Below are 24,563 nucleotides of genomic sequence, written 5' to 3'. Positions count from 1 at the left end.
CGGAACAGCCCTGTGCAGCTCCTGGAAAAGCGCCCCCGAAAAACCTCACCTTTGCGCAGCGCACAAAAATTATTCAATGATTTCATTGACTTATTGGGTCGCCATTCGCCGGGCGATGGTTCCTCACTCCCGTATATCCTCACCTTTAACAGCTTTTCAGTGAAATCTGACGTTTCCGGCCGCTGCCCAATGTGCCCCGAAAAACCTCACCTTAGGATTTCAATAGCCGCAAAACTGGAACGGCTCTGACAGCGTCCGTAGGGCTTTTCCGGCCCGTTGTGGCGATTTTGGTCCTGTATTTCCTCACCTTAGCGAACACAAACGTCCCAAAAGGCTCCCGAAAAACCTCACCTCAGGCCCAAAACAGGCATTTTGACGAGTCGGCTATCGCCTCGATCCACGTCTCCCGAATTCGCTCACCTTTCCGCAAGGGCTGATCGACGACCCCATCGACGCACCGAACCGAATTTCGGTCGAAATCCGGTTCAGCTCCCGCAAACACTCACCTTAAGCGCCCGAATGCACAAAATTGAGGCAAAAATGACGCCTCGGCCCCGGAAAGCCTCACCTTCGGTTCGCGTTTTCTCCTGTCTTGACTCACCAATGGGGTTTACGAGGCCAAAATAAGACCAAAATCTGTGGTCCACGGAGGTCCCGAAAGCGCTCACCTTCAGGCCCATCGCGCTCCGCACCTACTTTTGAGCGCTGCCGGGCGATCCCGGACGCTCAGGTCCCGCAAAATCTCACCTTTAGCCAAACCGCACTTTTGGGGCAGCTCCTGAACCCGCTCACGTTCTGTCCCGGACCCACTCACCGAGGCCCCCGAACCTCATCACTCAACACTCCCGCAAGACCTCACCACCACTCCCGTAAAGCTTCACCTTGCCGGGCTAGAACGCCTGCCTGGTAAGGGTTTGCCATGGCGTTAACGTTTTTAACATGGGTTCAAAGGTGTTTACTTTTATTACTCTCTAGACGTTCCCCGTGTGCCCTTCGGACAAGACCACTCCACCCCACAGCTCCCATGACGCCCTCGTGAAACAGTGAGCGATCAGAAAAAAACCGCTGAAACCTCTTTATTTACAAGAGCTTATTGGCTAGTCTTCGTTTTGTTTCACGGAAAAATTCGGCTTGCTCCGATCTCGAGAGCCATCAGTAACCTCAAAACACGCCAATTGGCGAAATAGCACTCGCCCCAAACAAATACGTAGCAAACAATACGTAAATTGTTATGATTCATCCAATTCGAGCGACATCGAGGTATGCATGAATCTGGACCAGGAACGACAAGCCATCCGTGACGAGCTTGAATCGTTAAGGGCGAGCGGGGCACGGCGGCAAGAACTGTCACTGCATGCTTGCAAGCGACTTTTCTTTGATTTGGGCATTCGCCCGTCCATGGCAGCCGTTCGCGACCTGACTCAAACAGGCAGCGCGAGCGACATCCCGAAGGACATCGACCATTTCTGGGAACGCATTCGAACGGTGTCGCGCGTAAAGGTCGGCGCCGGCGCTATCCCGAAAGCACTGGAAGATCGCGCCGGCGAATTGCTGGGCGCCCTTTTCGAAGAAGCCGTCGTGCAAGCTCGCTCGACCCTCGACAGCGAACGCGAGGAAATTCGAGCCCAAATCACCGTCGCCGACCAACGCGCACGAGAAGCAGAAATTCGCCGCGACGTGTCGGAAGAAGCAATCAAGCGCAGCGAACTCAGAGCTGAAGCCGCATGGGAACGCGTTCGCGCGCTCGAGACTGAACTATCCAGCACCACCACACATGGGACCGCTCACCAAGAAGGCTTGCAGGCCACGGTGCGTCGACTCGACGGCGAAAACGAAACATTGCGCCAACGCCTCGATACCGAACAGGCGACTAACGCGGCGCTCCGCGACCGGATCGATGCGCTGCACGTCGAATTGCGCCAAAGCACCGAGCACTATGCGCAACAGATCAAGGACGCCGTCTCCGAAGCTGAGCGCCGTGTGAAGCCAATGCTGGTCGAACTCGATTCCTTGCGCAGTATGGCGGCCACCTACCAATCGGGGGTGCGTGACGCCAGTCGCAAGGAATTCGAGTTTATTCAGCAACTCGCTTCAGCCAAGGCCCGCGGCGACCGGCTCGACGCGCAACTACGCGAGCAGTCGGACGAAGTGGATGTTTTGGCAAAAGAAGTTGCGGCGCTGCGCGGCCAGCAGGACATCGATCCCGCCGTCGCGAACCTGTTGTGTTCGCTGGTTGAAGCGGGCAGGCTCACGACCGACGAGCTGGCGATGATCGGCACCGCGGTGGACGGTCATGTCACGCTGCCGCTGCGCTGCCCAAAATGTGAGGAAGGTGAGCCGGAGCTGTCGCAAGTGGATCACCGCTTCGAGCTGCAGTGTCCGGAATGCGATCACTCGTCAGGACCCGGCGAATCAAGGCTGGAGGCGGTTAGCCGGTTTTTGTCGAGCGGATCGATTGCAGCGTCGACATGACCGCCCGGCGCGGGTGTCATAACGGATAAATCGCCAAAGGTGAGGAAATTCGGGACCTGAGGGGTGAGTATTTTCAGGACCCGTCTACTCACCCTTTTCTCGTCAAACGCCCGTCGCGCCTAGGCGTGGGTAATGGCGGAGCGGCTGGATCCGGTTCATCGACGATTGGCGAATCCTGCTGATCCATCCACCTTTGCCATGCCCGATACAAACGGTTGGCAGACACGGCCTGGACAAATCCCAGCCACTGCCCGACCTGTTCCGCCTCAACCCCGCTCTCGAACAGATCTGCGGCGAAGGTGTTGCGCAAAGTTTGTGGACTGGCGCGTGAGGCTCGCGACGCGGCGATGCCTGCGGCGTCGATCAACGCATCGACGCCGCGCAGCATGGTCGCCTTGTGCATTGGGCGTCCCGAAGGCGAAGCGGGAAAGACCAGATTGCCGGCCAGTTCGGAAAGGCGCCGTTCCGCAAGCCATGCATCGAGAACGGCGGCCGCGAAGGGCGCGAGTCGGGTACGGCGCGTCAGCATCGGATTCGCGGACTCGATCGTGACCCACGGTGAGCCGACGTTCACGCAACTAACCGTAAGTGCTGCCGCCTCGCCGGTCTTGACGCCGCCGCCGAGAAACACAGCGATCAATGCACGGTCACGTCGCTCTCTCCAGCGCTGCGCGGCTGACAAGGCCGGCAAGGGCGAAAACAGATGTGCAATGAGCGCCGCGCGTTCTGCATGATTGAGAAACCCGGTCGGCTCGTTATCGCGTGCATTCCGCCATGCTGCTTCGCCATCCTGAGCAATGAAGCGCGCAGGATTGGTCGACGCGGATTCAATTTCGCGTACGTGGTCCAGTACCCGTTCAATGAGCCGCAAATACCTGACACGTTGCGGTTTTCGGATCTCAAGGCCGCCCACGAATTCGGCGATGGTTTGCGTATCGACCGTGACCAGACTCTTTTGGCGAACCGCCAGCCAGTCGAGGAAAAACCCCCACTGCGCTTGATAGACTTCAGCAGAAGAGTGCCTGAAATGTTGCTTGGCAAGCCACGCGTCGAACGCGATTTGCGGATCGCGGCGCCAGTCTTCCCGTTCCTGATCGAAGAGATCAGTTGACGGTGCAGGGCGTGGAACCGGGTCGGACAGATTGGGAGGTGGCATACGCTATCCTTCCGTTAGTTGCGCATATTGTAGGTGGCAACCGATGAAAGTACAGCGCCTGAGTCAGTCGCCCCACGCCCGCGCGTGCTTTAGCGGCGCGTCTTTAGATGCAGGTTGTGCGGCGCGGCGTGCCGCCTCTTCATAGGCCGAGACGGCAAACGCGAACACTGCCGGCAATGCGGTGGATGTGCCGAAGTCCACCGCTTCGTCCGTTTCCGGATAAGGCAACTCGGACGGGCGCTGGAACAGTCCGAGCATGATCGCGTCGTGCCGGCTGGCAAACCCGAGGTCCGCCAACGCTTCGGCTTCGATTGCATGAAGCAGGCGCCATGAGAGCGGCACCTGCTGGACGATGTAGCGCGCGGCGATGTTGCGCACGATGTGTTCAAGATCGCGCGCCGCGGTTTGATAGCGCAGCGCGGCCAGAGCATGCTCGGCTTGTTCGGTGGTCAGGTCGTTCATTATCGGCTCCAGTCGACACCCTGTACTGTACAAATATACAGTGTCTCGCGCAACCTCGGCCGAGCGGACAATTCAGTCCAATTCAGACATCAACCTACAACGGTGCGTCTGCCCCTCAGCCGTGAATCACCACCAGCAGCGCTTTCGCCTCGCCCTTCCCGGCGTTGCGGATCGCGTGCGGCTCGTCAGCGACATAGCGCGCGGTGTCCGCGGCCTTGAGCCGCTTCGTCGCGCCCGCCGCCTCGATCTCGATCGATCCCTGCAGCACCGTCAAATGCTCACGCGTGCCGGGTTCGTGCGCGTTCGACACCAGCGCCCCACCTGGCTGCAACGTCAGTTCGTACCACTCGAACTTGCCGGCCAATTCGATCGGGCCCCAGACACGCAACTGATACTTGGCTTCGTGCCCGCTCAAAGTCGGGATGTCGTGCGGACCCGAGACGGCAATCGCCTCCGGCGCCTTCTGCGGCGCGAACAGCGAATCGAGGCTGACGCCGAGGGCGTTCGTCAGACGCCACGCGACCGCGATCGTCGGATTGGCCTTGTCGCGTTCGATTTCCGAGAGCATCGATTTCGACACGCCGGCCGCGCGCGACAGGTCGTCGAGCGTCATTCGCCGTTCGGCGCGCAGACGCTGAATCTGCTCGCCGACGCGAGGCGGCGCCGCGATCGCCGGGACCGGACTCGCGCCTGAACTGGGTGCCGCGTTGGCTGCTGCGCGGCGGATTCCCGAACTTGCCATTTACTGACCTATCGTTTAGAGTTGTTCGACATACCGGATTTTAGTTCGGAAAAACGAAAATATCCGATAAAACTGACAGCCGACTATAACAGCCCGCCTCGACGCCGAACATGCCGCAAGTGCCGAGCATGTCGCGCGTGGGCGCACCACCCTTTCAGGAGTCTGGTTCATGCGTGACCTTTACCTCGCCCATCTGCGCGGCACACTCGAGCAGATCCGCGCTGACGGTTTTTACAAGAACGAGCGCGTGATCGCTAGCCCCCAGTCGGCTGACGTGCGTCTTGCGAACGGCACGGAAGTGCTGAATTTCTGCGCGAATAACTATCTTGGTCTGGCTAACGACGAACGGCTGATCGAGGCCGCTAAGCTTGGCCTGGATAACGACGGCTTCGGCATGGCGTCGGTGCGCTTCATTTGCGGCACGCAAACCGTGCACAAAGACCTCGAAAAGGCCTTGGCCGCATTTCTGCAAACCGACGACTGCATCCTCTACTCCAGTTGTTTCGATGCGAACGGCGGTCTGTTCGAAACCCTGCTCGACGACAACGACGCCATCATCAGTGATGAACTCAACCACGCGAGCATCATCGATGGTGTGCGGCTTTCGAAGGCGAAGCGCTTTCGTTACAAGAACAATGACCTCGTGGATCTCGAAGCCAGGCTGCAAGAAGCGGATGCCGCCGGCGCACGCTTCAAGCTGATCGCCACCGACGGCGTCTTCTCGATGGACGGCATCATCGCCGACCTCGCAGGCATTTGCGATCTCGCCGACCGCTACGGCGCACTCGTGATGGTCGACGATTCGCACGCGGTCGGTTTCGTCGGCGAACATGGGCGCGGCACGCCGGAACATTGCGGTGTGCTGTCGCGCGTCGACATCATTACCGGCACGCTAGGTAAAGCACTAGGCGGCGCATCGGGCGGCTACGTTGCAGCGCGCCAGGAAGTCATCGATCTGCTGCGTCAACGCTCACGTCCCTATCTGTTCTCGAACACGCTGACACCGAGCATCGCCGCCGCCTCGCTGAAAGTACTTGAATTGCTCGCCAGCGACGAAGGCGCGCAGCTGCGTGCGCGCGTGCGCGAAAACGGCGCGCATTTCCGCCGCGCGATGAGCGCGCTCGGCTTCACGCTCGTGCCCGGCGAACACCCGATCATTCCGGTCATGCTCGGCGACGCGCAACTTGCATCGAATATGGCCGACGCGTTGTTGAAGGAAGGCGTGTACGTGATCGGCTTCTCGTTCCCCGTGGTGCCCAAAGGCCGCGCGCGAATTCGCACGCAAATGAGCGCCGCACACACGCCGGAACAAATTGATCGAGCTGTCGACGCATTTGCGCGCGTCGGCCGTCAACTCGGTGTCATCTGAAGCGGAGGCGCACATGAAAGCATTGGCAAAACTCGAACGCGCACCGGGCCTCACGCTAACGGATGTGAAGAAACCCGAAGTCGGTCACAACGACGTGATGATCCGCATCACGCGCACCGCTATCTGCGGCACCGATATCCACATCTGGAAATGGGACGACTGGGCGCAGAAGACGATTCCGGTACCGATGCATGTCGGCCACGAATACGTCGGTGAAATTGTGGAAATGGGTCAGGAAGTGCGCGGCTTTGCGATCGGCGATCGCGTGTCGGGCGAAGGCCATATCACCTGCGGCTTCTGTCGCAACTGTCGTGCAGGACGCCGGCATTTGTGCCGCAATACGGTAGGCGTTGGCGTGAATCGTGAAGGCGCATTCGCTGAATACCTCGTGATTCCAGCGTTCAACGCGTTCAAGATTCCGCCTGAAATCTCCGACGATCTCGCCGCGATCTTCGATCCGTTCGGCAACGCCACGCACACGGCGCTGTCGTTCAACCTGGTCGGCGAAGACGTGCTGATCACCGGCGCCGGGCCGATCGGCATCATGGCGGTGGCGATTGCAAAACATGTTGGCGCACGCAATGTGGTGATCACCGACGTCAACGACTATCGCCTCGAACTCGCGCGCAAGATGGGCGCAACGCGTGCGGTGAACGTCTCGCGTGAATCGTTGCGCGACGTGATGGCTGATCTGCACATGGCCGAAGGTTTCGACGTCGGGCTGGAAATGTCAGGTGTACCGAGCGCTTTCACCAGCATGCTCGAAGCGATGAACCACGGCGGCAAGATTGCGCTGCTCGGTATTCCGCCCGCGCAGACCGCGATCGACTGGACCCAGGTGATCTTCAAAGGCCTCGAAATCAAGGGCATTTATGGCCGCGAGATGTTCGAGACCTGGTACAAGATGGTCGCGATGCTGCAAAGCGGGTTGGACCTGTCGCCCATCCTCACGCACCACTTCAAGGTCGACGATTATCAGGAAGCGTTTGCCACGATGCTCTCAGGCGAGAGCGGCAAGGTCATTCTCGACTGGACTGCCGCGTGAGTTGAACGAGCAGCGCATTCAAGCGCAACTGCTGAAACAAAACGCCCGCACCGCGCTCACGCGCCTGCGGGCGTTTTTTCGAACTCAGCCTGAATACGCACATGAATATCGTCGCCGACAGCCGGATACCACGTCGACAAACCGAACTTCGCGCGGCTGAAATGACCCTCCGCGGAAAAGCCGAGCGTGTCTTTTTTCGTGAGCGGATCGGGCGCGAAGCCGTTGAAGGTCACATCGAGCGTCACAGGTTGCGTCACGCCGTGAATCGTCAGATCGCCGGTCAACGTGCCGCGCGATTCGCCGGTGCGCTCAAAGTGCGTGCTGGTGAAGCGCACCTCCGGATAGCGTGCGACGTCGAGCATGCTGTCGCTTTTCACCATCTTGTCGAGTAGCGGCACATTCGTATCGATGCTCGCAGCGTCGATCGTGATCGCCACGGTACTTTTGTCCATCCCGCCTTCGTTCCAGTCAAGTTGTCCCTGCTTGCGATCGAAGCGCATCGTAAAGCGCGAGTACTTGAAGTGATCGATGTCGAAGGTGATGCTGCAATGATCCCGATCGAGATCGTAGCGACCGGCCGGCACGCGTGCTTCGTTCTGGCTGACCGTATGGGTGAGTACTCGAACGGGCACGCAACCTACCGAAGTCAGCAGCGCTGCGCTGAGCAACGCGCGCACAAATGTGACGCGGACAATAGAGAGGCTCATGAAATTCGTTCCAGTTGATCGACCATCACCACGATAGCAGTAAGCGTAGCAATCCGCCGAAGCGCACAAAAACTTGACGAAGGAGAATGATCGTTCTACCCTTCGCACATGGCTACTCAAAACCCAACTGAATTGGCTGCGTCCGGCAGCAGCGCGCGTGAAAGGCTGCTCGATGCCGCGGAGGCGTTGATCTACGCCGGCGGCATTCATGCCACCGGCGTAGATGCAATCGTCAAGCAATCCGGTACTGCGCGTAAAAGCTTTTACACGCACTTCGAATCGAAAGACGCGCTTGTCGCCGCCGCGCTGGAGCGGCGCGACGAACGCTGGATGAACTGGTTTATCGCGGGCACGTTGCAGCACGGCAAGACTGCGCGCACGCACCTGCTCGGCATGTTCGATGTGCTGCGCGAATGGTTTGCGTCGGAGGACTTTCATGGTTGCGCGTTTCTGAATGCGGCCGGCGAAATCGCCTCCGCGGAGGATCCGATCCGGATCGTCGCGCGTGAACACAAGGAACGCCTGCTCGTGTTCGTGAGAAGCCAGTGCGATGACTACGCGGCCGAATCGGGCATGGACGCGCGCCGCGCCGCGCGCTTGTCGCGCCAATGGCTGATCCTGCTCGACGGCGCCATCGCCGTGGCGCTGGTGAGCGGCGAGGCCGATGCCGCGCTCGACGCGCGAGCCGCCGCTGAAGCCTTGCTCAATACCGAGTCCGCAAGCGAATCGAACCCACTCGCAGGTAAATCCGCGAGCAGGTCCCCAAGTGAAGCCCGAAGCAAACGACCGCCATCCCGGCGCACAGAAACCTGACTGAGGAAACACACACCATGGCCGACCCGATTGAAACCCGCCCGCCACTCCCGCCGTTCACACGCGAAACTGCGATCCAGAAGGTGCGCGCCGCGGAAGACGGCTGGAATACCCGCGACCCTGAACGCGTGTCGCTCGCGTACACACCGGATAGCGTCTGGCGCAACCGTGCCGAGTTCACGCATGGCCGCGCGGAGATCGTCGGCCTGTTGCGTCGCAAATGGGCAAAGGAACTCGACTACCGCCTGATCAAGGAACTATGGGCATTCACGGATAACCGTATCGCCGTGCGCTTTGCCTATGAGTGGCACGACGACTCGAACAACTGGTTCCGTTCCTACGGTAACGAGAATTGGGAGTTCGATGAGCACGGGCTGATGGCGCGCCGTCATGCCAGCATCAATGATCTGCCGATTCGCGAGGCCGACCGTCTTTATCATTGGCCGCTCGGCCGCCGTCCTGACGACCATCCGGGCCTGTCCGACCTCGGCCTCTAGACCTTTCTCCGACATTGAAGGTGGACACCTGCCGGGTGTTCACCGCTCTGCCATCGGTTCTCCGTTATCGTTGCGTCTGCGCCGTGGGGCACGTCCCGTGCCCGCGCGTCCGAGCGTGTCCTCCACATCGCCCGTGCGGGTTGAGGTACAGTGCGCGACGGACGACAAGCAAGAATACCTAGAACATAGATGACACCGGCGTTCGATCGGTGGCGGAGAATACATGCATTTTCGTCAGACAAAAAAGCAGATTCGACACGCGGTCGTAGCGCTCGTCGCGAGCCTGGCCGCAGCGTCCGCTGCGCATGCGGGCAATTGGTGCGAGGGCGGGGTATGGGTCGACGCCATGCTTGGCTCGTATCACATCAATCCCGACCCCAACACTCATTTCGAGGAGTTCAATCCGGGCCTTGGCGTCGAATGTTGGCTCAACAATCAATGGGCGCTGACTGCCGGCGGTTTTCGCAACTCGCTGCGGCGCCCTTCTTATTATGGCGGCGGTGTCTGGGCGCCCGAGTTCGCGCACTGGGGCATCGTGCGGATTGCTGCGATCGGCGGGATCATCTCGGGCTATAACTACGGCAACTGGGGCCTCGGCCGCAACCACACGATCGGGCCAGTGGTCGCGCCGATCGTGATGGTCGACTACAAGCGCGTCGGGGCTAACTTTATTGTGATTCCGCCGATCCCCTCGGACAAACTTCCGTTCACGATCGGGTTTCAGGTGAAGGTGAAGTTCTAGTCTGCAAAGGTGAGCGATTCCAGGATGGTGAGGAATTCCAGGAGATGGCGTCATCGCAGTCAAAGGTGAGGATCGCCAGGAAATATCGTCAACACCGCAAAAGGTGAGGAATTCCAGGAGACACAACCACCTCGACGAAAGGTGAGCTGGTCCAGGGAGCATGACATCACGTCGGTGAGAGGTGAGCGGTTCCAGGAGGTGTCGCCATGTCAGCGAGAGGTGAGCCGTCTCGTGAGCCGAACTGCACCGTGGAAGCAAGCAAAGCCACGCCAAAGTGAGGCGTTCCAGGAGATCGCTCGCCAAAGGTGAGTGATTCCAGGAGGTGAGCAATCGCCTTGCCGAGCGCGCACCTTAAATAAGGTGAGGATTTCCAGGGAGTCGTTGCCATAGCCGCCGACGGTTCGAACGGCGGAATCGCTGCGGATTATTCCGTTGCGCCCACAGAGCTAACAGAACACCACGACACTAGGTGCTCTCCCGCTCGATCAGACTAAACCCCACATCGACGATTGGTTCGCCTCCAGCACGATTCTCAATCCGATCGACAAGCATGGTTGCCGCAAGCGTTCCAATTCTCGTGCCGTCGACTCTCATGGTCGACAACGGCGGTGTGGTGTCCTTCGCAAAATTCAGATCACCGTAGCCAATCACACGCAGTTTCTCTGGCACTGAGATATCCCGGTACTCAGCTTCCATCAACACGCCCAGCGCCAGAATATCCGCGCCGCAAAAAACGGCGTCGATATCGGCGTGCGTGTCGAGCAAGCCTTTCAGCGCCCGTCGCCCGTCGCCCAGATTCGCAGGTGACTCAACCGTCACGACAGGGATGGAGGAAAGTGTTTTGCCGTTTCCGAACGCTTTGAGGAACGCTTTGGTACGGGCCTTCGCGCGCTGGTCGCTGGGTGTGACGACAGCGGGCCGCCGCACGCCACGCGTCTTCAGAAAATCCGCAGCAGCCTTCCCAACGTTCTCATGAGAGAAGCCGACCAGCATGTCGATAGGCTCGCGTGTCAGGTCCCAGGTCTCGACGACAGGAATGCCGCACGCGCGCAGCTTTTGCCTCGCACTCTTGGAATGAATGACGCCGGTCAGTACGATGCCGGCGGGCCGGCGGCCAATCACCGCGTCAAGCAGGGCGTCCTCGCGCGACTCGTCGTATCCGCTTTGTCCGATCAGCAACTGGTAGCCCGACGCGGCGAGTTCGGTCGTCAGGGCGCCGACGGTTTCCTGAAACACACTCCCGGCCATCGCGGGGATCAACGCGACGATGAGACGGCTGCGAGTCGACGCCAGCGAACCGGCGATGAGGTCAGGGGTGTACCCGGTTTGCCGGACGGCCGCCTGGACGCGCTCCAGCGTATCGACCGAAACCAGCTCCGGCGTGTTCAGTGCGCGTGAGACGGTCACTTTCGTCACGCCGACGAGCGCCGCGAGATCGCTCAGGGTCACGCGGCCGGAATTCTTGCGGGCGCGCCGGGAGGCACTGCGTTCGACAGGGGCAAGCAGGGTAGTAGGCGGTTTGCTCACGACGTTGATCACTCAGGCCCGAAAAAAGTTGCTGGCGATTATGGCAAAACCATACTACCATGCGTCGTATGTTACCGGTTACATGAACCGGTAACATCAATTAGAAGAAAGGCGATTGGCGCGACCCGAGTGCGTGCGTCCAGAACTTGAGAGACAGGAGAGCAGCATGTCGCAGGCTGGTACGGTGTTGAGCGAGCCGCTGATCCGGCTTAACGCCGCGGACAATGTACTGATCGCGCGAGAATCGCTGTCGATCGGACAGCAACTCTGCATCGGCGAGGCGACGATCCGCATCCGCGCGCAGGTCACCGCGGGCCACAAAGTCGCCGCCTGCCGCATTTGGCGTGGTGCGCCGATCCGTAAATACGACACGGTCATTGGCCTTGCGGCTCGCGACATCGAGGCGGGTGATCACGTCCACACGCACAACATCGAACTGATCGATTTCGAGCGCGATCCGGGCTTCTGTCTCGATGTGCGTCCGGTTGAGTACGTTGCAGAAGCTGAACGGGCCACATTTAACGGCATTGTTCGGCCCGATGGGCGAGTCGCGACGCGCAACTTCATTGGGATTCTGGCATCGGTCAACTGTTCGTCGACCGTTATCAAGAATATCGCCGCCTGGTTTACGCCGGAGCGGCTTGCGCCTTATCCGAATGTCGATGGCGTGGTCGCGTTCGCGCAGACAAGTGGCTGCGGGATGTCCTCGCCCAGCGAGCACTTCGACGTCCTGCGCCGGACGCTCGCCGGCTATGCGCGTCATCCCAATCTCGCCGGGGTGTTGATCGTCGGGCTAGGCTGCGAGCGCAATCAGGTGGGCGACCTGCTCGATTCACAAGGGCTTCATGTCGGTACGTCGGTCCACGCGTTGGTGATGCAGGACGAAGGTGGCACCCGGGTAACGATCGAAGCGGGGATCGCTGCCATACAGAAGATGCTGCCGTCGGCTAACGATATCGAGCGTCGTCCGGTGTCGGCGAGCCACCTCAAAATCGGTCTGGAATGTGGCGGCTCCGATGGCTTTTCGGGCATCACGGCCAATCCAGCTCTAGGCGCAGCCATAGACCTTCTGGTGCGTCACGGCGGCACGGCGATTCTTTCCGAAACCCCTGAAATTCACGGCGTCGAATACATGCTGACGCGCCGTGCGGTGACACCGGAGGTCGGCCAGAAACTGCTCGACCGGCTCGCATGGTGGGAGCGCTACACGCGCGGCCACAACGGTCAGTTTAACGGTGTCGTCGGGCCGGGTAATCAGAAGGGTGGACTCGCCAACATCTTTGAAAAATCGCTCGGATCGGCGATGAAAGGCGGTACGACGCCGCTGCAGGCCGTCTATGAATACGCCGAGCCTATCGACCGGGCCGGCTTCGTCTTCATGGATTCACCAGGCTACGATCCCGTTGCGGTGACCGGGCAGATTGCAAGCGGCGCAAACCTGATCTGCTTCACGACCGGCCGCGGTTCCATGTTCGGCTCGAAGCCCGCGCCCACCCTCAAGCTCGCGAGCAACACGCCGATGTTCAAGCGGTTGCGCGACGACATGGACATCAATTGCGGACTTGTCCTTGATGGTGAGCGGTCGGTCGAGGAGATGGGGAAGGATATCTTCGAGCACATCCTCCGGGCCGCGTCGGGTGAGCGCACCCGTAGTGAATTGCTCGGGCTGGGCGACCACGAGTTTGTGCCCTGGCATATGGGCATCGTGAGCTGAAACGCCACCTCATTCCTACAAAAAAAGCGGAGACAGAGATTGAACCAAGCCTTGCAACAGGCGCCACGCAGCAAAGTGCGCTGGCTGGTGGCCGGTCTGATGTGGTCGGCTATCGCCATCAACTATATCGACCGGACGGTGCTGTCCGCCGCAGCCCCCCATCTTCAGACGGAGTTCCATCTCAGTGCGATGGAGATGGGCATCGTGATGTCGGCGTTCTTCTGGTCGTATGCATTGCTGCAATTGCCTGCAGGCATGCTCGCCGATCGCTTCGGACAGAAGATCGTGCTGGGTGCGTCCGTATTCTGGTGGTCGCTTGCGACGGCCGTAACCGGACTCGCTACCGGCTTCAAGTCCCTCGTGCTCCTGCGGGTCATGCTGGGCATCGGCGAAGCGGGCGCCTACCCCAGTAACGCGGGCATCGCCTCGCGATGGTTTCCGCGCAAGGAACGCGCAACGGTGGCGGGCATCTTCGATAGCGGATCGAAGCTTGGGGGCGCGGTGGCGCTGCCGCTGATCGCCTGGCTGCTGGCGACGTTTGACTGGAAGGTCACCTTTGCGATCACCGGTGCGCTGGGTCTCATCTGGTGCGTCGTCTGGGTGTTGGTGTTCAGGGACTCGCCGGCTGATCACCGGCGCGTGAATGCGGCCGAGCTTGCCCATATCCACGATGGCGAAGCGGTGTCGCGCAGCGACAGCGTGGGCGCGGCCGCCGATGTACCCTGGCACAGGCTCTTCGCGCATCGGAATATCTGGGCGATGTGCATTGGCTTCTTCATGATCAACTACAACTCGTACTTCTTCATCACCTGGCTGCCGACGTATCTCGTCAAAGAACGCGGCATGAGCCTGATGGAGATGGGCTTCATGGCTTCGCTACCGCTCGTCCTTTCGATGATCGTCGAGGTATTCGCGGGCTGGGCCTCCGATCGTGTGTATGCCTCCGGAAAGTTGTCGCTCACCGCGACCCGAAAACTGTTTCTCGTCGTCGGCCTGGTAATGGCGTCGAGCATTGGACTCGCGGCGTTCGCCACTTCTCCGCTCGTGGCCGTCGCATTGCTCTGCGTGGCGAAGTCGGGCACGACCGTCGCCGCATCCCAGGTCTGGGCGCTACCGGGCGATGTCGCGCCGGGGAACATGGTGTCGCGGGTTGCGGGCATTCAGAACACCGTTTCCAACATGGGCGGCGTGGTTGGTCCGATCGTCACCGGTGCGATCGTCGGGGCAACCGGCTCTTTCATTCCTGCGCTGCTGTTCTCGTCGGGGCTGATCGTGATCGCGATCCTCAATTACCTGTTCCTGCTCGGAAAGGTGGAGCCTATTCAATTCAATCAAGTCCCCGCGGAGGCTAGAAATCGTGATGAACGCAATGTCGACGTCAGCGTTTAACCCATTCAAGGCGGCGCTTGCAAACGGTCAACGACAGATCGGCTTCTGGCTTTCCATGGCCGATGCCTACCTGGCCGAAGTCAGTGCGACCGCCGGCTTCGAGTGGCTATTGATCGACGCCGAGCACGCCCCGAACGACGTGCGCAGCATTCTTGCGCAATTGCAGGCGGTCGCGCCGTATTCCGCCGAAGCCGTCGTGCGACCCGTGAACGGTGATCCGGCGCTGCTCAAGCGCTTACTCGATATCGGCGCACGTAACCTCCTCGTTCCGATGATTGATACCGCGGTTCAGGCCCGCGCTTGCGTGGCCGCCGTACGCTATCCACCCCATGGAATTCGTGGTGTGGGCAGTGCGGTGGGACGTGCGTCGCGCTGGAGCTCGCGGACTGACTATCTGGATATCGCGGACAGTGAAATTTGCCTGCTCGTGCAGGCGGAGACGGTCACAGCGCTCGACAATCTCGAAGCGATATGCGCGGTTGACGGCGTGGATGGCGTCTTCATCGGGCCTGCGGATCTGGCCGCGTCGATGGGCCATCGCGGCAAGCCCGCCCATCCGGAAGTGCAGAACGCGATCGAAGCGGCGATGCGTACCATCATCGCTTCCGGCAAGGCGGCCGGCACGTTGACCTCGGACCCGGTGCTCGCGCGTCGCTATCTCGAGCTTGGATGCACATTCGTCGCGACCGGCGTGGACATCCTTATGTTCGCGAACGCGGCACGAAAGCTCGCCCGGGAGTTCATCGAGCAGTGAAGAATGGTGAGGAATTCCAGGAGATGGCGCCACCCCGATCAACGGTGAGGAATTCCAGGAGACGACATCATCTCCGTCAGAGGTGAGTCACTCCATGAGTCGAACAGCACCTTGGGAGCATGCAAAGCCGTACTAAGGTGAGGAATTCCAGGAGATGATCTGCAAAGGTGAGCGATTCCAGGAGGTGAGAAATCGCCTTGCCGAGCGCGCACCTCAAATAAGGTGAGGATTTCCAGGGAGTCTTCGTCATGGTTGCCGACGGTGATGCAGCGAGTGCTCCAACCCTCACCCTAGTGTGCGCCGATGCAGGACCGATACCGCCAATCTCCTTACATCCTCTTCCATATACAAACAAAGCGTGAGCGCGACACCTTGCTCAGCGCCACGCCGTAAAAGCCGCGTGAACTGCGCCACGCGGCGATGCACACCAGGACTCTGCGTGGCAGAAGTGACCACGCCCTCGTCATCTTGTAACGCTCTCGTAAAACATGATTTTTCGCCGATTGATAAGTTGCGGATAACGCGTGTCGTCGCCACTCGAGCGACGACTTTGCGCCACCGTAGATCTATCGATGGAGAAAGCATGAAGAAGCTGTTGGCAATCGCGGCGCTGGCCGCACTGAGCGCAACCTTGAGCGGATGCTGGTGGGGGCCGCCTCCAGGTTGGGGCGGCGGAGGCCCGGGCGGCGGAGGCCCGGGCGGGGGTGGACCTGGTGGCGGCGGACCGCACGGTGCGATCGTCGTCCCTGGCCAGGCCGCTCAGGTCTAGGCCAGAAACTAGGCGGGAAACGTAATCGTCACTACAAACCCGCCGTCGGCGGCGTTATCGGCATGAAAAACGCCGCCGTTATATCGCACGAGGCGCCGCACGATCGCGAGCCCGAGCCCGCAGTGTGCATCGCCGCTACGCGCTTCATCGAGTCGCACGAACGGTTGCAGCGCACGATTCAGTTGACCGCTTGGAATGCCGCCGCCGTGATCGCGTACCTCGAGCGTGTATTGGCCGTCGCGGCGGGCCGTCGAAATTTCCACCGGCGGCTCGCCGTAAGTGAGTGCGTTCTCGATCAGATTGGTCAGAATCCGGTCGAGGTCGACAAGCGGCAGACCAAAACCATCGCCGGCTTGTAGATCGAGGCGCACGAGCGAATCGTCCGCGAGGCTGTCGCCGTAATGCCGGCGACAGTGGGCATCGACGCCGGTGCTTGGCGAGGTATCCGCCGTCTCACGTGCGAAGTCGAGAAACTGCGTGACGATGCGTGACAACGACTCCGCGTCCCGCAAAAAGCCGCGGCGATTCGCTTCATCAGGCAGCAGATCCGCGCGCACCTGCATGCGCGTGATCGGCGCACGCAGATCGTGCGCCACGCCGGCCAGCATCACCGCGCGCTCCTGCTCGGCCTGCGCAAGTTCATGCACCATCTGATTGAAGTCGCCGATCAGCTCTTTCAACTCGCGCGGGCCGCTCGCCTCCACGACCGGCGCCCGATGGCCGATGCGGAACTCGCGCGCTGCGAGTGCGAGTCGGTGCAATGGCCGTTGCAATTGCCACGCGCCGAGCAGCGCGATGATCACCGCCAGCACCAGCATCGTCGCCGACGCGCCCAGGAAGAGACGCGCCGGCAGCGTCGCGTTTTGCATTTTGAGCCAGCCTGGATTGCCCGCGTAATGGACCCAGACCGTGCCGTTCTCGCCGTCGGCTACGACCTGGCTGCCTGCCGGCAATTTCTCGCGCAGGTCGTGTTCGAACGGACCCGAAGTGTTCTCACACGGCGCGGGACAGCCATACCGGATCGCGTCTTGCGCGCTCACGTAGGACACCCCGAGCGTTGCCGCGACGTGGGAAGCGGCGAGCGGGCCGTCGCGTCCCGCCTCAATCGCGAGCAGCAAAGCGCGTTGCGCGTGACCCGCGTCGATCTGGCCGCGGTCACGGTCCACGAGAACGATTGCGGTGATGTGCACCAGCACGATCAGGCTCACCGTCATCAACGAGAGCCGGCCAAACAGTGTGTTAAAGGGATTCTTCATCTTCATTGCTGCCGGGCACGAACATATAGCCGATGCCGCGTATGGTCTGGATCCGGCGCGGATTGGCCGGGTCATCTTCAAGCAGACGGCGCAGGCGCCACACCGGCACGTCGATACCGCGTTCGGTCACTTCCGAGTGCGGCCCATGCAACAGATCGACGAGCTTCGAGCGCGACAGCGTTTCCATTGGATGCGCGGCGAGCACTTCCAACAGCGCATATTCGCCGCCGGTCAGCTTGAGCGCTTCGTCATCGCGAAACAGGGTGCGCCTCGCGAAGTCGAGCCGGAAGCGGCCGAAGCGCAGCGCTTCACGCTTTTCGAGCGCCGTAGCCGTGGACCCCGACGATGGCTGCGCGTGCCGGCGCAACACCGCGTGAATACGCGCGAGCAGTTCCTGCGGCATGAACGGCTTGCCGAGATAGTCGTCGGCGCCGAGTTCCAGACCGATTATGCGATCCACGCCGTCAGCGCGCGCCGTCAACATGATCACGGGAATCGTGTCGCCATGCGCACGCAATTGCCTGAGTGCGCTGAGTCCGTCGACGCCCGGCATCATCAGATCGAGCACGATGATTGAGGGCCGTTCGCGTTCCAGCCGGCGTGCCAGATGGTTCGCGTCGTGCAACACGGACATCTCGATGCCGCGTTGTTGAAAGAAGGTTCTGAGCAGGTCACGAAGGTCGGCGTCGTCGTCGACCAGTAAAACCTGGATGGGCGTGTCTGACATAGCTGGGCCCTGATCGATGAGGACAATTGACGGACGGCGCGGCCGCGCGCCTATCGCACGTCGCAATATAGCGAATCGCGCGTTGACAGCGGTTTCGGGTTCTTATCTGCGCTTACAGTTTATTACGGTGGCTGCCTTCGGTTCTATCTGGCGGCGTGAAGCAACCAGTACCGGTCAACGTCACGCCGCCCGGTTCATCGCCACACCACGCGCCTCGTTACAACTCGTAATCCTCGCCTAAGCCACTGTAAGACGCAGCTCACTATGCTGGGCCACCTCTCGCCGCTGGTGGCGTTACGCGGTTTCCTCCGAGGTCAGTGTGTCGGTTTGCGTGCAGATTCAAGCGCGTGGTCGACCGATACGTTTTCACTCGCCCCGCTTTAGCGAACAACGCGTGCCAGACGGCCCTTTGTCGAATTGAGTCGAAGGATGCCCACAGCATGCCGAATAACCCTATCGCGTCCGGACCCTCCTCGCGCGTACCGAGATTCACACATCTTGCTGCTGCAGTCGTCGCCGCTTTTTTGTTGGCGGCTTGCGGCCAGCAGGCGCCCCATGGACCACCACAGTCCGTTCCTGAAGTAGGCGTCCAAACGATCGCGCCGCACCCTGTGGTGTCGAGTACCGAATTGTCCGGGCGACTGTCGGCAATCCGCGTCGCCGAAGTCAGGCCGCAGGTCGAAGGCATCGTCAGAAAGCGCCTCTTCACGGAAGGCTCACAGGTTGCGGCCGGCGCCGTGCTCTACCAGATTGACCCGTCCAGCTACCAGGCAACCTACGACCAGGCCGTCGGCACGCTCGCCAAAGCCGAGGCGACAACGAGCGCCGCGCAGACCAAGGCCACCCGCTACGCCGAACTGTCGAAGATCGAAGGCGTGAGCAAACAGGACTACGACGACGCTGTCGCCGCCTTGGAGGAAGCGAAGGCGGACGTGGTCGCCGACCGTGCCGCATTGAAGACTGCCGCGATCAATCTCGGCTACACGAAAGTCGTTGCGCCCATCGCGGGACGGATCGGCAAATCGAGCGTGACTGAAGGCGCGCTCGTCACCGCGGAGCAGACCACCGCGCTCGCGACGGTCCAGGCGACGACCGAGATGTATCTCGACGTCACACGCTCTTCCGCGGACTGGTTGCGGCTGCAGAAAGAATTCGCCAGTGGCCAGTTGCAACAGGCGGGCTCGGACGGCGCGGTCGTTCATCTCGTGATGGAAGACGGCAGCACGTACACGCAGCCAGGCAAGCTGCTGTTCTCCGATATCACCGTCGACGCCACCACCGGCTCGGTCACTTTGCGTTGCGTGTTCCCGAATCCGGACGGCGTGCTGCTGCCCGGCATGTTCGTGCGCGCGCGGCTCGAAGAGGGCGTGAACCAGCAGGCGATCACGGTGCCGCAACTCGCGGTCTCGCGTGCATCCGACGGTTCGGCGAGCGTGCTGACGGTCGGCGCCGACAACAAGGTCAAGCAAACGCCCGTTACGGCCGACACCGCTTCAGGCGCCGACTGGCTCGTCACGCGCGGCCTCAAGGCGGGCGATCGCGTGATCGTCGCCGGATCGCAGAAAGCGCGTGCGGGCGGTGTTGTGAAGCCGGTCGAATCGCCCGCCATATCGGGCGCACCCGCCACCGCGGACACTACGTCGGCCGCACACAGCTAAAGCGAGACACTCATGGCAGGTTTCTTTATCAACCGACCGATCCTCGCGTGGGTCATCGCTATCGTCATCATGATGATCGGCGGCGCCTCCATCGGGACGCTTCCGGTCGAACAGTATCCGAGCGTGGCGCCCGTCTCCGTGCAGATCACCGCGACTTATCCGGGTGCCTCGGCTGAAACCGTGGCGACCACCGTCACGCAGGTGATCGAGCAGAAGCTGAGCGGCATCGATCATCTGCTCTACATGTCGTCTACCAGCAGTTCGGCCGGACAGGCCACCATCACGCTCACGTTCCAGCAAGGCACCAATGCCGACATCGCCCAGGTGCAGGTGCAGAACAAGGTCGAACAGGCCAGTTCGTCGCTGCCGCAGACAGTGCAGGACCAGGGTGTGCAGGTCGCGAAGGCAGCCAATGCGTTTCTGATGATCGTGTCGCTGTCGTCCTCTGACGGCAGCATGAATTCCATCGATCTCGGCAATCTCATCGCAACGCAGATTGAAGATCCGCTCACGCAGATCGACGGCGTCGGCGACGTGACGCTGTTCGGCGCACAGCACGCCATGCGCATCTGGCTTGATCCAGTGAAGCTGCAGGCCGTCGGTCTGACTGCCGGCGACGTCACCACCGCGATCACGAATCAGAACGTGCAACTCTCGGTCGGCCAGATCGGCGGCTCGCCCTCCACGAAGACGCAGGCGCTCAACGCGACCATTTCAGCATCGAGCCTGCTCACCACGCCCGCGCAGTTCGGCGCGATCCTGTTGCGCGTGAACAGCGACGGCTCGAAGGTCATGCTGAAAGACGTCGCGCGAGTCGAGGTCGGCGGCGACGACTACAGCACGGACTCGCGACTGAACGGCAAGCCGGCGGCCTCGCTCGCGGTCAAACTCGCGAGCGGCGCGAACGCGATGAGCGTAGCCAAAGCGGTCCGCGCGAAGCTCAACGAACTGAGCGGGCAATTGCCGCACAACGTGGTGGTCGACTATCCGTACGACACCACGCCGTTCGTGCGCATCTCGATCGAGGAGGTGGTGAAGACGCTGATCGAAGCGGTGATGCTGGTCTTCGTCGTGATGTACGTGTTCCTGCAAAACCTGCGCGCGACGTTGATTCCGACCATCGTCGTGCCCGTTGCGTTGCTCGGCACGTTTGCGGTGATGTCGGCGGTGGGCTTTTCGATCAACGTGCTGTCGATGTTCGGGCTCGTGCTCGCCATCGGCCTGCTGGTGGACGACGCGATCGTGGTCGTGGAAAACGTCGAGCGGCTGATCGCGGAAGAGGGACTATCGCCCGTCGAAGCCACGCGCAAGGCGATGAAGCAGATCACCAGCGCACTGGTCGGCATTACGACCGTGCTGATTGCCGTGTTCATTCCAATGGCGTTTTTCTCGGGGTCCACGGGCGCGATCTACCGGCAGTTTTCGATCACGATCGTCGCGGCGATGCTGCTCTCCGTGTTCCTCGCATTGACGCTGACACCGGCGTTGTGCGCGACCATGCTGCGGCGCGCGGACGTCGAGCACCACACGAAGCGCGGCGTGCTCGGCTGGTTCAACCGTGTGCTGACTCGTGGAACCGATCGTTACGACTCGACGGTTGCGCGTGTGATCGGCAAGCCGATGCGCTATATGGTGATCTACCTGCTGATTGGAGGCGTGGTTGCGCTGCTCTTCATGAAGCTGCCGTCGTCCTATCTGCCGGACGAGGATCAGGGGTTCATCATCACGTCGATTTCCGCGCCCGCCGGCACACCTGCCGCGCAGACGCTGGAAGTCGTGAAACAGGTCGAGGCGTATTACCTCGGTCTTCCGCAGGTGGACAAGATCATCGCGCTGACCGGCTTCAGCTTCAACGGCTCGGGGCAGAACAACGGCCTGGCGTTTGTCAGGCTCAAGGACTGGAGCACGCGGCGCGGCAGCGACGGTTCGGCGGCGGCGATCATCCAGCGCGCCAACATGCACTTCGCCGCTTCGCACGACGCCCAGATTTTCGCGCTCAATCCGCCGGCCATTCAGGAGCTCGGCACGCAGAGCGGTCTCGACTTCGAACTGGAAGATCGCGCCGGGCAGGGTCATGACAAGCTGATGGCCGCGCGCCAGCAATTGATCGCGCTCGCCGCGCAGGACAGCGCGCTAGCCGGCATGCGTCCCGGTGGCCTCGACGATACGCCGCAGTTCCACGTCGATATCGATCGCGAGAAGGCGAGTGCGCTCGGGCTTTCAATCGCTGATGTGAACGACACGTTGCAGACGGCGTTCGGCTCGACTTACGTGAACAACTACGTCGATACGGGACGCATCCAGAAGGTCTATGTGCAGGCCGACGCGCCTTACCGGATGATGCCGTCCGATATTGGACGATGGTATGTGAAGTCCAGCACTACGAGCAGTTCGAGCACGAGTACCAGCACGAGCACTTCAAGCAGCTCGACCACAAGCACTAGCAGTACGACCACCGCAGGCTACGACGGTCAGATGGTCCCGTTCTCCGCGTTCGCTACCGGCAAATGGACCTTCGGGCCGCCGCAGATCGAACGCTTCAACCGCACGCTGGCGATGGAAATCACCGCGCAAACCGGTGCGAACACCAGCACGGGCCAGGCAATGGCCGCCGTCGACGCGCTCGTGAAGAAGCTGCCCGCCGGCTTCGGCATCGACTGGACCGGGCAGTCGTACCAGGAGCGCCTTGCCGGATCGCAGGCGATCTACCTGTACGCGATTTCGCTGGTCGTGGTGTTCCTCTGTCTGGCCGGTCTGCACGAGAGCTGGTCCATTCCGATCGCGGTGATTCTGGTCGTGCCGCTCGGCGTGCTCGGCGCGGTACTGGGCGCGCATATTCGCGGGCTGTCCGACGACATCTACTTTAAGGTCGGCTTGCTCGCAACCATCGGACTCTCCACGAAGAACGCAATCCTGATCGTCGAATTCGCCAAGGACCTGCAAGCGCAGGGCCGCAGCCTGATCGACGCCACGCTGGAAGCCGCGCGACTGCGTCTGCGGCCGATTCTGATGACATCGCTAGCCTTCGTGTTCGGCGTACTGCCGCTGGTCATCAGCACGGGCGCCGGCTCGGCGAGCCGGCATGCGATTGGCACCGGCGTGATGGGCGGCATGATCGCCGCGACGCTGCTCGCCATCTTTTTCGTGCCGGTGTTCTTTGTCGTCGTGCGCCGCGTGTTTGGCGAACACGGCGATGCCAAGCAACAGGAAGGTGTTGAATGATGAGACTCAAATTGGGCGCATGCATGGTGGCGTTTGCCGTTGCCATGCTGACGGGTTGCACGCTGGACCCGCACTATGAACGACCTGCGGCACCCGTCGCGGTGGCTTATCCAAAAGGCGAGGCGTACGAGAGCACGAGCGCCGCGGCAGCCGCCACCGCGGTTACGGCTTCGGGAACGGCTTCAGGAACCGCGACGCCGAGCGCGACCACTACCCCACCGCCGCTCGGCGCCGACATGGCCTGGCGCAGCTTCTTTCGCGACGAGCGTTTGCAACGGCTGATCGAGATCGCGCTCGACAACAACCGCGACTTGCGTGTCGCCGCGTTGAACGTGGCCGAGTACGAAGCGCAATATCGCATCACGCGCGCCGCGCTCGCGCCGTCGATCAGCGCGAGCGGCAGCCTGACCCGCGAGCGCGCTTCAGGCGTGACGACCAGTTCCAGCGACGTGAGCGTCGGCACCACGTCATGGGAGATCGACTTCTTCGGACGCTTGCGCAGCCTTAAGCGTCAGGCCCTGGAAAACTATCTCGCGACGGATGCGTCGCGGCAGAGCACGCAGATCAGCCTGATCGCGACGGTGGCGACCGACTACCTGACGCTCCTGTCCGACGAGCGTCTCCTGCAAATCACCGAAGACACCGTCAAGGCGGATCAGTCGACGTACGACGTGACAAAACGCATCCAGGAATTGGGCAATTCGTCGATGCTCGACGTGCAGCAGGCGCAAAACTCATTGGCGAGCGCGAAGGCGAGCCTTGCGTCTTACCGGCGTGCCGTAGCGCAGGACCGCAACAACCTGGTCGCTGTGCTCGGCGCGCCGATTCCCGACGACCTTCCACCCGCTCGTGAATTCGACGACGAATCGATGTTCGCCGACATCGGTGCGGGCGTGCCGTCACTGCTGCTCACCCGTCGTCCCGACATCGTGCAGGCGGAGCATGCGCTGAAGGCGGCGAACGCGAACATCGGCGCGGCGCGCGCGGCGTTCTTTCCGAAGATCGAGTTGACGGCTTCGGCCGGTACGTCGAGTTCGACGCTTTCAAGTTTGTTCAAAGCTGGTACAGGTGCCTGGGCATTCGCGCCGAGCGTGTCGGTGCCGATCTTCGATTACGGCAGCAACAAGGCTTCGCTCGACGTCGCCAAGATCGAGAAACAGATCGAGGTCGCCGATTACGAGAGCACGATTCAGACAGCATTCAAAGAAGTCGCGAACGCGCTGACAGCGCGTGCCACTTACGTTGATCAGGTGGAGGCGGATCGCGACTATGTGACGTCATCGCAGCGGTACTACACACTTGCTCAGGCGCGCTACAAGGCGGGTACGGACAGCTTCCTCACTTTCCTCGACGCGCAGCGCACGCTCTACACCGCACAACAGCAACTCGCGTCGGATAGTCTGTCGCGACAGGCCAATCTAGTGACCTTGTACAAGGTATCAGGCGGCGGTTGGGAGGGAAGCTAAAAGCCGATAGGTGAGAACATTCGGGAGCGTGTGCGGTGATAATGTTGCTACCTGTCGACGCACTTTCGATTCGAAG

At 61.2% G+C, this 24,563-nt stretch carries 20 protein-coding genes; 13 read left to right on the top strand and 7 right to left on the bottom strand.

What is annotated here, in order from left to right:
- Positions 1-1,266 precede the first annotated feature (1,266 nt).
- On the top strand, positions 1,267-2,472 hold the full coding sequence (locus tag M0D64_RS01785; protein ID WP_266240989.1) for a DNA-binding protein: 1,206 nt from the start codon (positions 1,267-1,269) through the stop codon (positions 2,470-2,472).
- An 88-nt stretch (positions 2,473-2,560) separates the two neighbouring features.
- Here the strand turns inward: M0D64_RS01785 and M0D64_RS01780 are convergent, their stop codons facing one another.
- The 3 genes from M0D64_RS01780 to M0D64_RS01770 all read right to left on the bottom strand — a co-directional run bounded on the left by M0D64_RS01780 (position 2,561) and on the right by M0D64_RS01770 (position 4,832).
- Positions 2,561-3,628 (bottom strand): tyrosine-type recombinase/integrase, encoded by a 1,068-nt coding sequence (locus tag M0D64_RS01780; RefSeq protein WP_266256385.1) that lies wholly within the window; start codon positions 3,626-3,628, stop codon positions 2,561-2,563.
- Between the two features lie 63 nt (positions 3,629-3,691).
- Positions 3,692-4,090 carry a DUF2471 family protein gene (locus tag M0D64_RS01775; RefSeq protein WP_054034709.1) on the bottom strand — a complete coding sequence of 133 codons (399 nt, stop codon included), beginning with the start codon at positions 4,088-4,090 and terminating at the stop codon, positions 3,692-3,694.
- Between the two features lie 115 nt (positions 4,091-4,205).
- Positions 4,206-4,832, bottom strand: coding sequence for a helix-turn-helix domain-containing protein (locus M0D64_RS01770; protein WP_154566438.1), 627 nt, complete (start codon positions 4,830-4,832; stop codon positions 4,206-4,208).
- A gap of 169 nt (positions 4,833-5,001) precedes the next feature.
- Here M0D64_RS01770 and M0D64_RS01765 point away from each other — a divergent pair, with 169 nt between their 5' ends.
- Complete coding sequence (locus M0D64_RS01765) at positions 5,002-6,201, top strand: glycine C-acetyltransferase (RefSeq protein ID WP_154566437.1); 1,200 nt, start codon at positions 5,002-5,004, stop codon at positions 6,199-6,201.
- A gap of 13 nt (positions 6,202-6,214) precedes the next feature.
- Entirely contained in the window at positions 6,215-7,246 is a 1,032-nt protein-coding gene (gene tdh, locus M0D64_RS01760; protein WP_028195988.1) for an L-threonine 3-dehydrogenase, read from the top strand.
- Between the two features lie 56 nt (positions 7,247-7,302).
- Here tdh and M0D64_RS01755 read toward each other — a convergent pair whose 3' ends face one another.
- Positions 7,303-7,953: a YceI family protein gene (locus M0D64_RS01755; RefSeq protein ID WP_154566435.1), complete on the bottom strand. Its 651-nt coding sequence runs from the start codon at positions 7,951-7,953 to the stop codon at positions 7,303-7,305.
- Positions 7,954-8,061: 108 nt separating this feature from the next.
- On the opposite strand from M0D64_RS01755, the gene M0D64_RS01750 reads away from it, so the two are divergent.
- The 3 genes from M0D64_RS01750 to M0D64_RS01740 all read left to right on the top strand — a co-directional run bounded on the left by M0D64_RS01750 (position 8,062) and on the right by M0D64_RS01740 (position 10,005).
- On the top strand, positions 8,062-8,766 hold the full coding sequence (locus tag M0D64_RS01750; protein ID WP_154566434.1) for a TetR/AcrR family transcriptional regulator: 705 nt from the start codon (positions 8,062-8,064) through the stop codon (positions 8,764-8,766).
- 17 nt (positions 8,767-8,783) lie between these two features.
- On the top strand, positions 8,784-9,263 hold the full coding sequence (locus M0D64_RS01745; protein ID WP_154566433.1) for a nuclear transport factor 2 family protein: 480 nt from the start codon (positions 8,784-8,786) through the stop codon (positions 9,261-9,263).
- A 223-nt stretch (positions 9,264-9,486) separates the two neighbouring features.
- On the top strand, positions 9,487-10,005 hold the full coding sequence (locus tag M0D64_RS01740) for a hypothetical protein (protein WP_266240948.1): 519 nt from the start codon (positions 9,487-9,489) through the stop codon (positions 10,003-10,005).
- A 465-nt stretch (positions 10,006-10,470) separates the two neighbouring features.
- Here M0D64_RS01740 and M0D64_RS01735 read toward each other — a convergent pair whose 3' ends face one another.
- Positions 10,471-11,448 (bottom strand): LacI family DNA-binding transcriptional regulator, encoded by a 978-nt coding sequence (locus tag M0D64_RS01735; RefSeq protein WP_266256490.1) that lies wholly within the window; start codon positions 11,446-11,448, stop codon positions 10,471-10,473.
- A gap of 250 nt (positions 11,449-11,698) precedes the next feature.
- Here M0D64_RS01735 and M0D64_RS01730 point away from each other — a divergent pair, with 250 nt between their 5' ends.
- From M0D64_RS01730 to M0D64_RS01715, 4 genes are all read left to right on the top strand, one after another.
- A complete protein-coding gene (locus tag M0D64_RS01730) occupies positions 11,699-13,246 on the top strand; it encodes a UxaA family hydrolase (protein ID WP_266256384.1) in 1,548 nt (515 codons plus the stop codon).
- A gap of 99 nt (positions 13,247-13,345) precedes the next feature.
- Positions 13,346-14,635, top strand: coding sequence for an MFS transporter (locus M0D64_RS01725; RefSeq protein ID WP_308101659.1), 1,290 nt, complete (start codon positions 13,346-13,348; stop codon positions 14,633-14,635).
- Positions 14,616-15,389, top strand: a complete 774-nt coding sequence (gene hpaI, locus M0D64_RS01720) for a 4-hydroxy-2-oxoheptanedioate aldolase (protein ID WP_266256489.1) — start codon at positions 14,616-14,618, stop codon at positions 15,387-15,389. The genes M0D64_RS01725 and hpaI overlap by 20 nt, the downstream gene beginning before the upstream one ends.
- Before the next feature lie 583 nt (positions 15,390-15,972).
- Entirely contained in the window at positions 15,973-16,158 is a 186-nt protein-coding gene (locus M0D64_RS01715; RefSeq protein WP_266256382.1) for a hypothetical protein, read from the top strand.
- Positions 16,159-16,166: 8 nt separating this feature from the next.
- On the opposite strand, the gene M0D64_RS01710 is transcribed toward M0D64_RS01715, so the two are convergent.
- The gene (locus M0D64_RS01710) at positions 16,167-17,414 is read right to left on the bottom strand and encodes an ATP-binding protein (protein ID WP_266256381.1); all 1,248 of its coding nucleotides are present in this window, start codon (positions 17,412-17,414) and stop codon (positions 16,167-16,169) included.
- Positions 17,398-18,141: a response regulator gene (locus M0D64_RS01705; RefSeq protein WP_266240953.1), complete on the bottom strand. Its 744-nt coding sequence runs from the start codon at positions 18,139-18,141 to the stop codon at positions 17,398-17,400. The genes M0D64_RS01710 and M0D64_RS01705 overlap by 17 nt, the downstream gene beginning before the upstream one ends.
- Before the next feature lie 440 nt (positions 18,142-18,581).
- Here M0D64_RS01705 and M0D64_RS01700 point away from each other — a divergent pair, with 440 nt between their 5' ends.
- From M0D64_RS01700 to M0D64_RS01690, 3 genes are read left to right on the top strand one after another with little or no spacing between them, the layout of a single operon-like run.
- Positions 18,582-19,799 (top strand): efflux RND transporter periplasmic adaptor subunit, encoded by a 1,218-nt coding sequence (locus M0D64_RS01700; RefSeq protein ID WP_266256380.1) that lies wholly within the window; start codon positions 18,582-18,584, stop codon positions 19,797-19,799.
- A gap of 12 nt (positions 19,800-19,811) precedes the next feature.
- Complete coding sequence (locus M0D64_RS01695; protein ID WP_266256379.1) at positions 19,812-23,021, top strand: efflux RND transporter permease subunit; 3,210 nt, start codon at positions 19,812-19,814, stop codon at positions 23,019-23,021.
- Positions 23,021-24,487, top strand: a complete 1,467-nt coding sequence (locus M0D64_RS01690; RefSeq protein ID WP_266256488.1) for an efflux transporter outer membrane subunit — start codon at positions 23,021-23,023, stop codon at positions 24,485-24,487. Before M0D64_RS01695 ends, M0D64_RS01690 begins: the two co-directional genes overlap by 1 nt.
- Positions 24,488-24,563 lie beyond the last annotated feature (76 nt).

It is taken from the genome of Paraburkholderia sp. WS6 (assembly GCF_030464835.1).
Lineage (GTDB): Bacteria > Pseudomonadota > Gammaproteobacteria > Burkholderiales > Burkholderiaceae > Paraburkholderia > Paraburkholderia madseniana.
Note: the sequence above shows the minus strand (reverse complement) of the source record. Positions and strands in the feature narration are given on the sequence as shown.

Excerpts from the sequence above, each read along its gene's own strand:
- M0D64_RS01700 (WP_266256380.1), top strand. The coding sequence starts at position 18,582 with ATGCCGAATAACCCTATCGCGTCCGGACCCTCCTCGCGCGTACCGAGA.
- M0D64_RS01690 (WP_266256488.1), top strand. The coding sequence starts at position 23,021 with ATGAGACTCAAATTGGGCGCATGCATGGTGGCGTTTGCCGTTGCCATG.
- M0D64_RS01765 (WP_154566437.1), top strand. The coding sequence starts at position 5,002 with ATGCGTGACCTTTACCTCGCCCATCTGCGCGGCACACTCGAGCAGATC.
- M0D64_RS01745 (WP_154566433.1), top strand. The coding sequence starts at position 8,784 with ATGGCCGACCCGATTGAAACCCGCCCGCCACTCCCGCCGTTCACACGC.
- M0D64_RS01770 (WP_154566438.1), bottom strand. The coding sequence starts at position 4,832 with ATGGCAAGTTCGGGAATCCGCCGCGCAGCAGCCAACGCGGCACCCAGT.
- M0D64_RS01715 (WP_266256382.1), top strand. The coding sequence starts at position 15,973 with ATGAAGAAGCTGTTGGCAATCGCGGCGCTGGCCGCACTGAGCGCAACC.
- tdh (WP_028195988.1), top strand. The coding sequence starts at position 6,215 with ATGAAAGCATTGGCAAAACTCGAACGCGCACCGGGCCTCACGCTAACG.
- hpaI (WP_266256489.1), top strand. The coding sequence starts at position 14,616 with ATGTCGACGTCAGCGTTTAACCCATTCAAGGCGGCGCTTGCAAACGGT.
- M0D64_RS01725 (WP_308101659.1), top strand. The coding sequence starts at position 13,346 with ATGTGGTCGGCTATCGCCATCAACTATATCGACCGGACGGTGCTGTCC.
- M0D64_RS01695 (WP_266256379.1), top strand. The coding sequence starts at position 19,812 with ATGGCAGGTTTCTTTATCAACCGACCGATCCTCGCGTGGGTCATCGCT.
- M0D64_RS01705 (WP_266240953.1), bottom strand. The coding sequence starts at position 18,141 with ATGTCAGACACGCCCATCCAGGTTTTACTGGTCGACGACGACGCCGAC.
- M0D64_RS01740 (WP_266240948.1), top strand. The coding sequence starts at position 9,487 with ATGCATTTTCGTCAGACAAAAAAGCAGATTCGACACGCGGTCGTAGCG.
- M0D64_RS01710 (WP_266256381.1), bottom strand. The coding sequence starts at position 17,414 with ATGAAGAATCCCTTTAACACACTGTTTGGCCGGCTCTCGTTGATGACG.
- M0D64_RS01780 (WP_266256385.1), bottom strand. The coding sequence starts at position 3,628 with ATGCCACCTCCCAATCTGTCCGACCCGGTTCCACGCCCTGCACCGTCA.
- M0D64_RS01750 (WP_154566434.1), top strand. The coding sequence starts at position 8,062 with ATGGCTACTCAAAACCCAACTGAATTGGCTGCGTCCGGCAGCAGCGCG.
- M0D64_RS01775 (WP_054034709.1), bottom strand. The coding sequence starts at position 4,090 with ATGAACGACCTGACCACCGAACAAGCCGAGCATGCTCTGGCCGCGCTG.
- M0D64_RS01755 (WP_154566435.1), bottom strand. The coding sequence starts at position 7,953 with ATGAGCCTCTCTATTGTCCGCGTCACATTTGTGCGCGCGTTGCTCAGC.
- M0D64_RS01730 (WP_266256384.1), top strand. The coding sequence starts at position 11,699 with ATGTCGCAGGCTGGTACGGTGTTGAGCGAGCCGCTGATCCGGCTTAAC.
- M0D64_RS01785 (WP_266240989.1), top strand. The coding sequence starts at position 1,267 with ATGAATCTGGACCAGGAACGACAAGCCATCCGTGACGAGCTTGAATCG.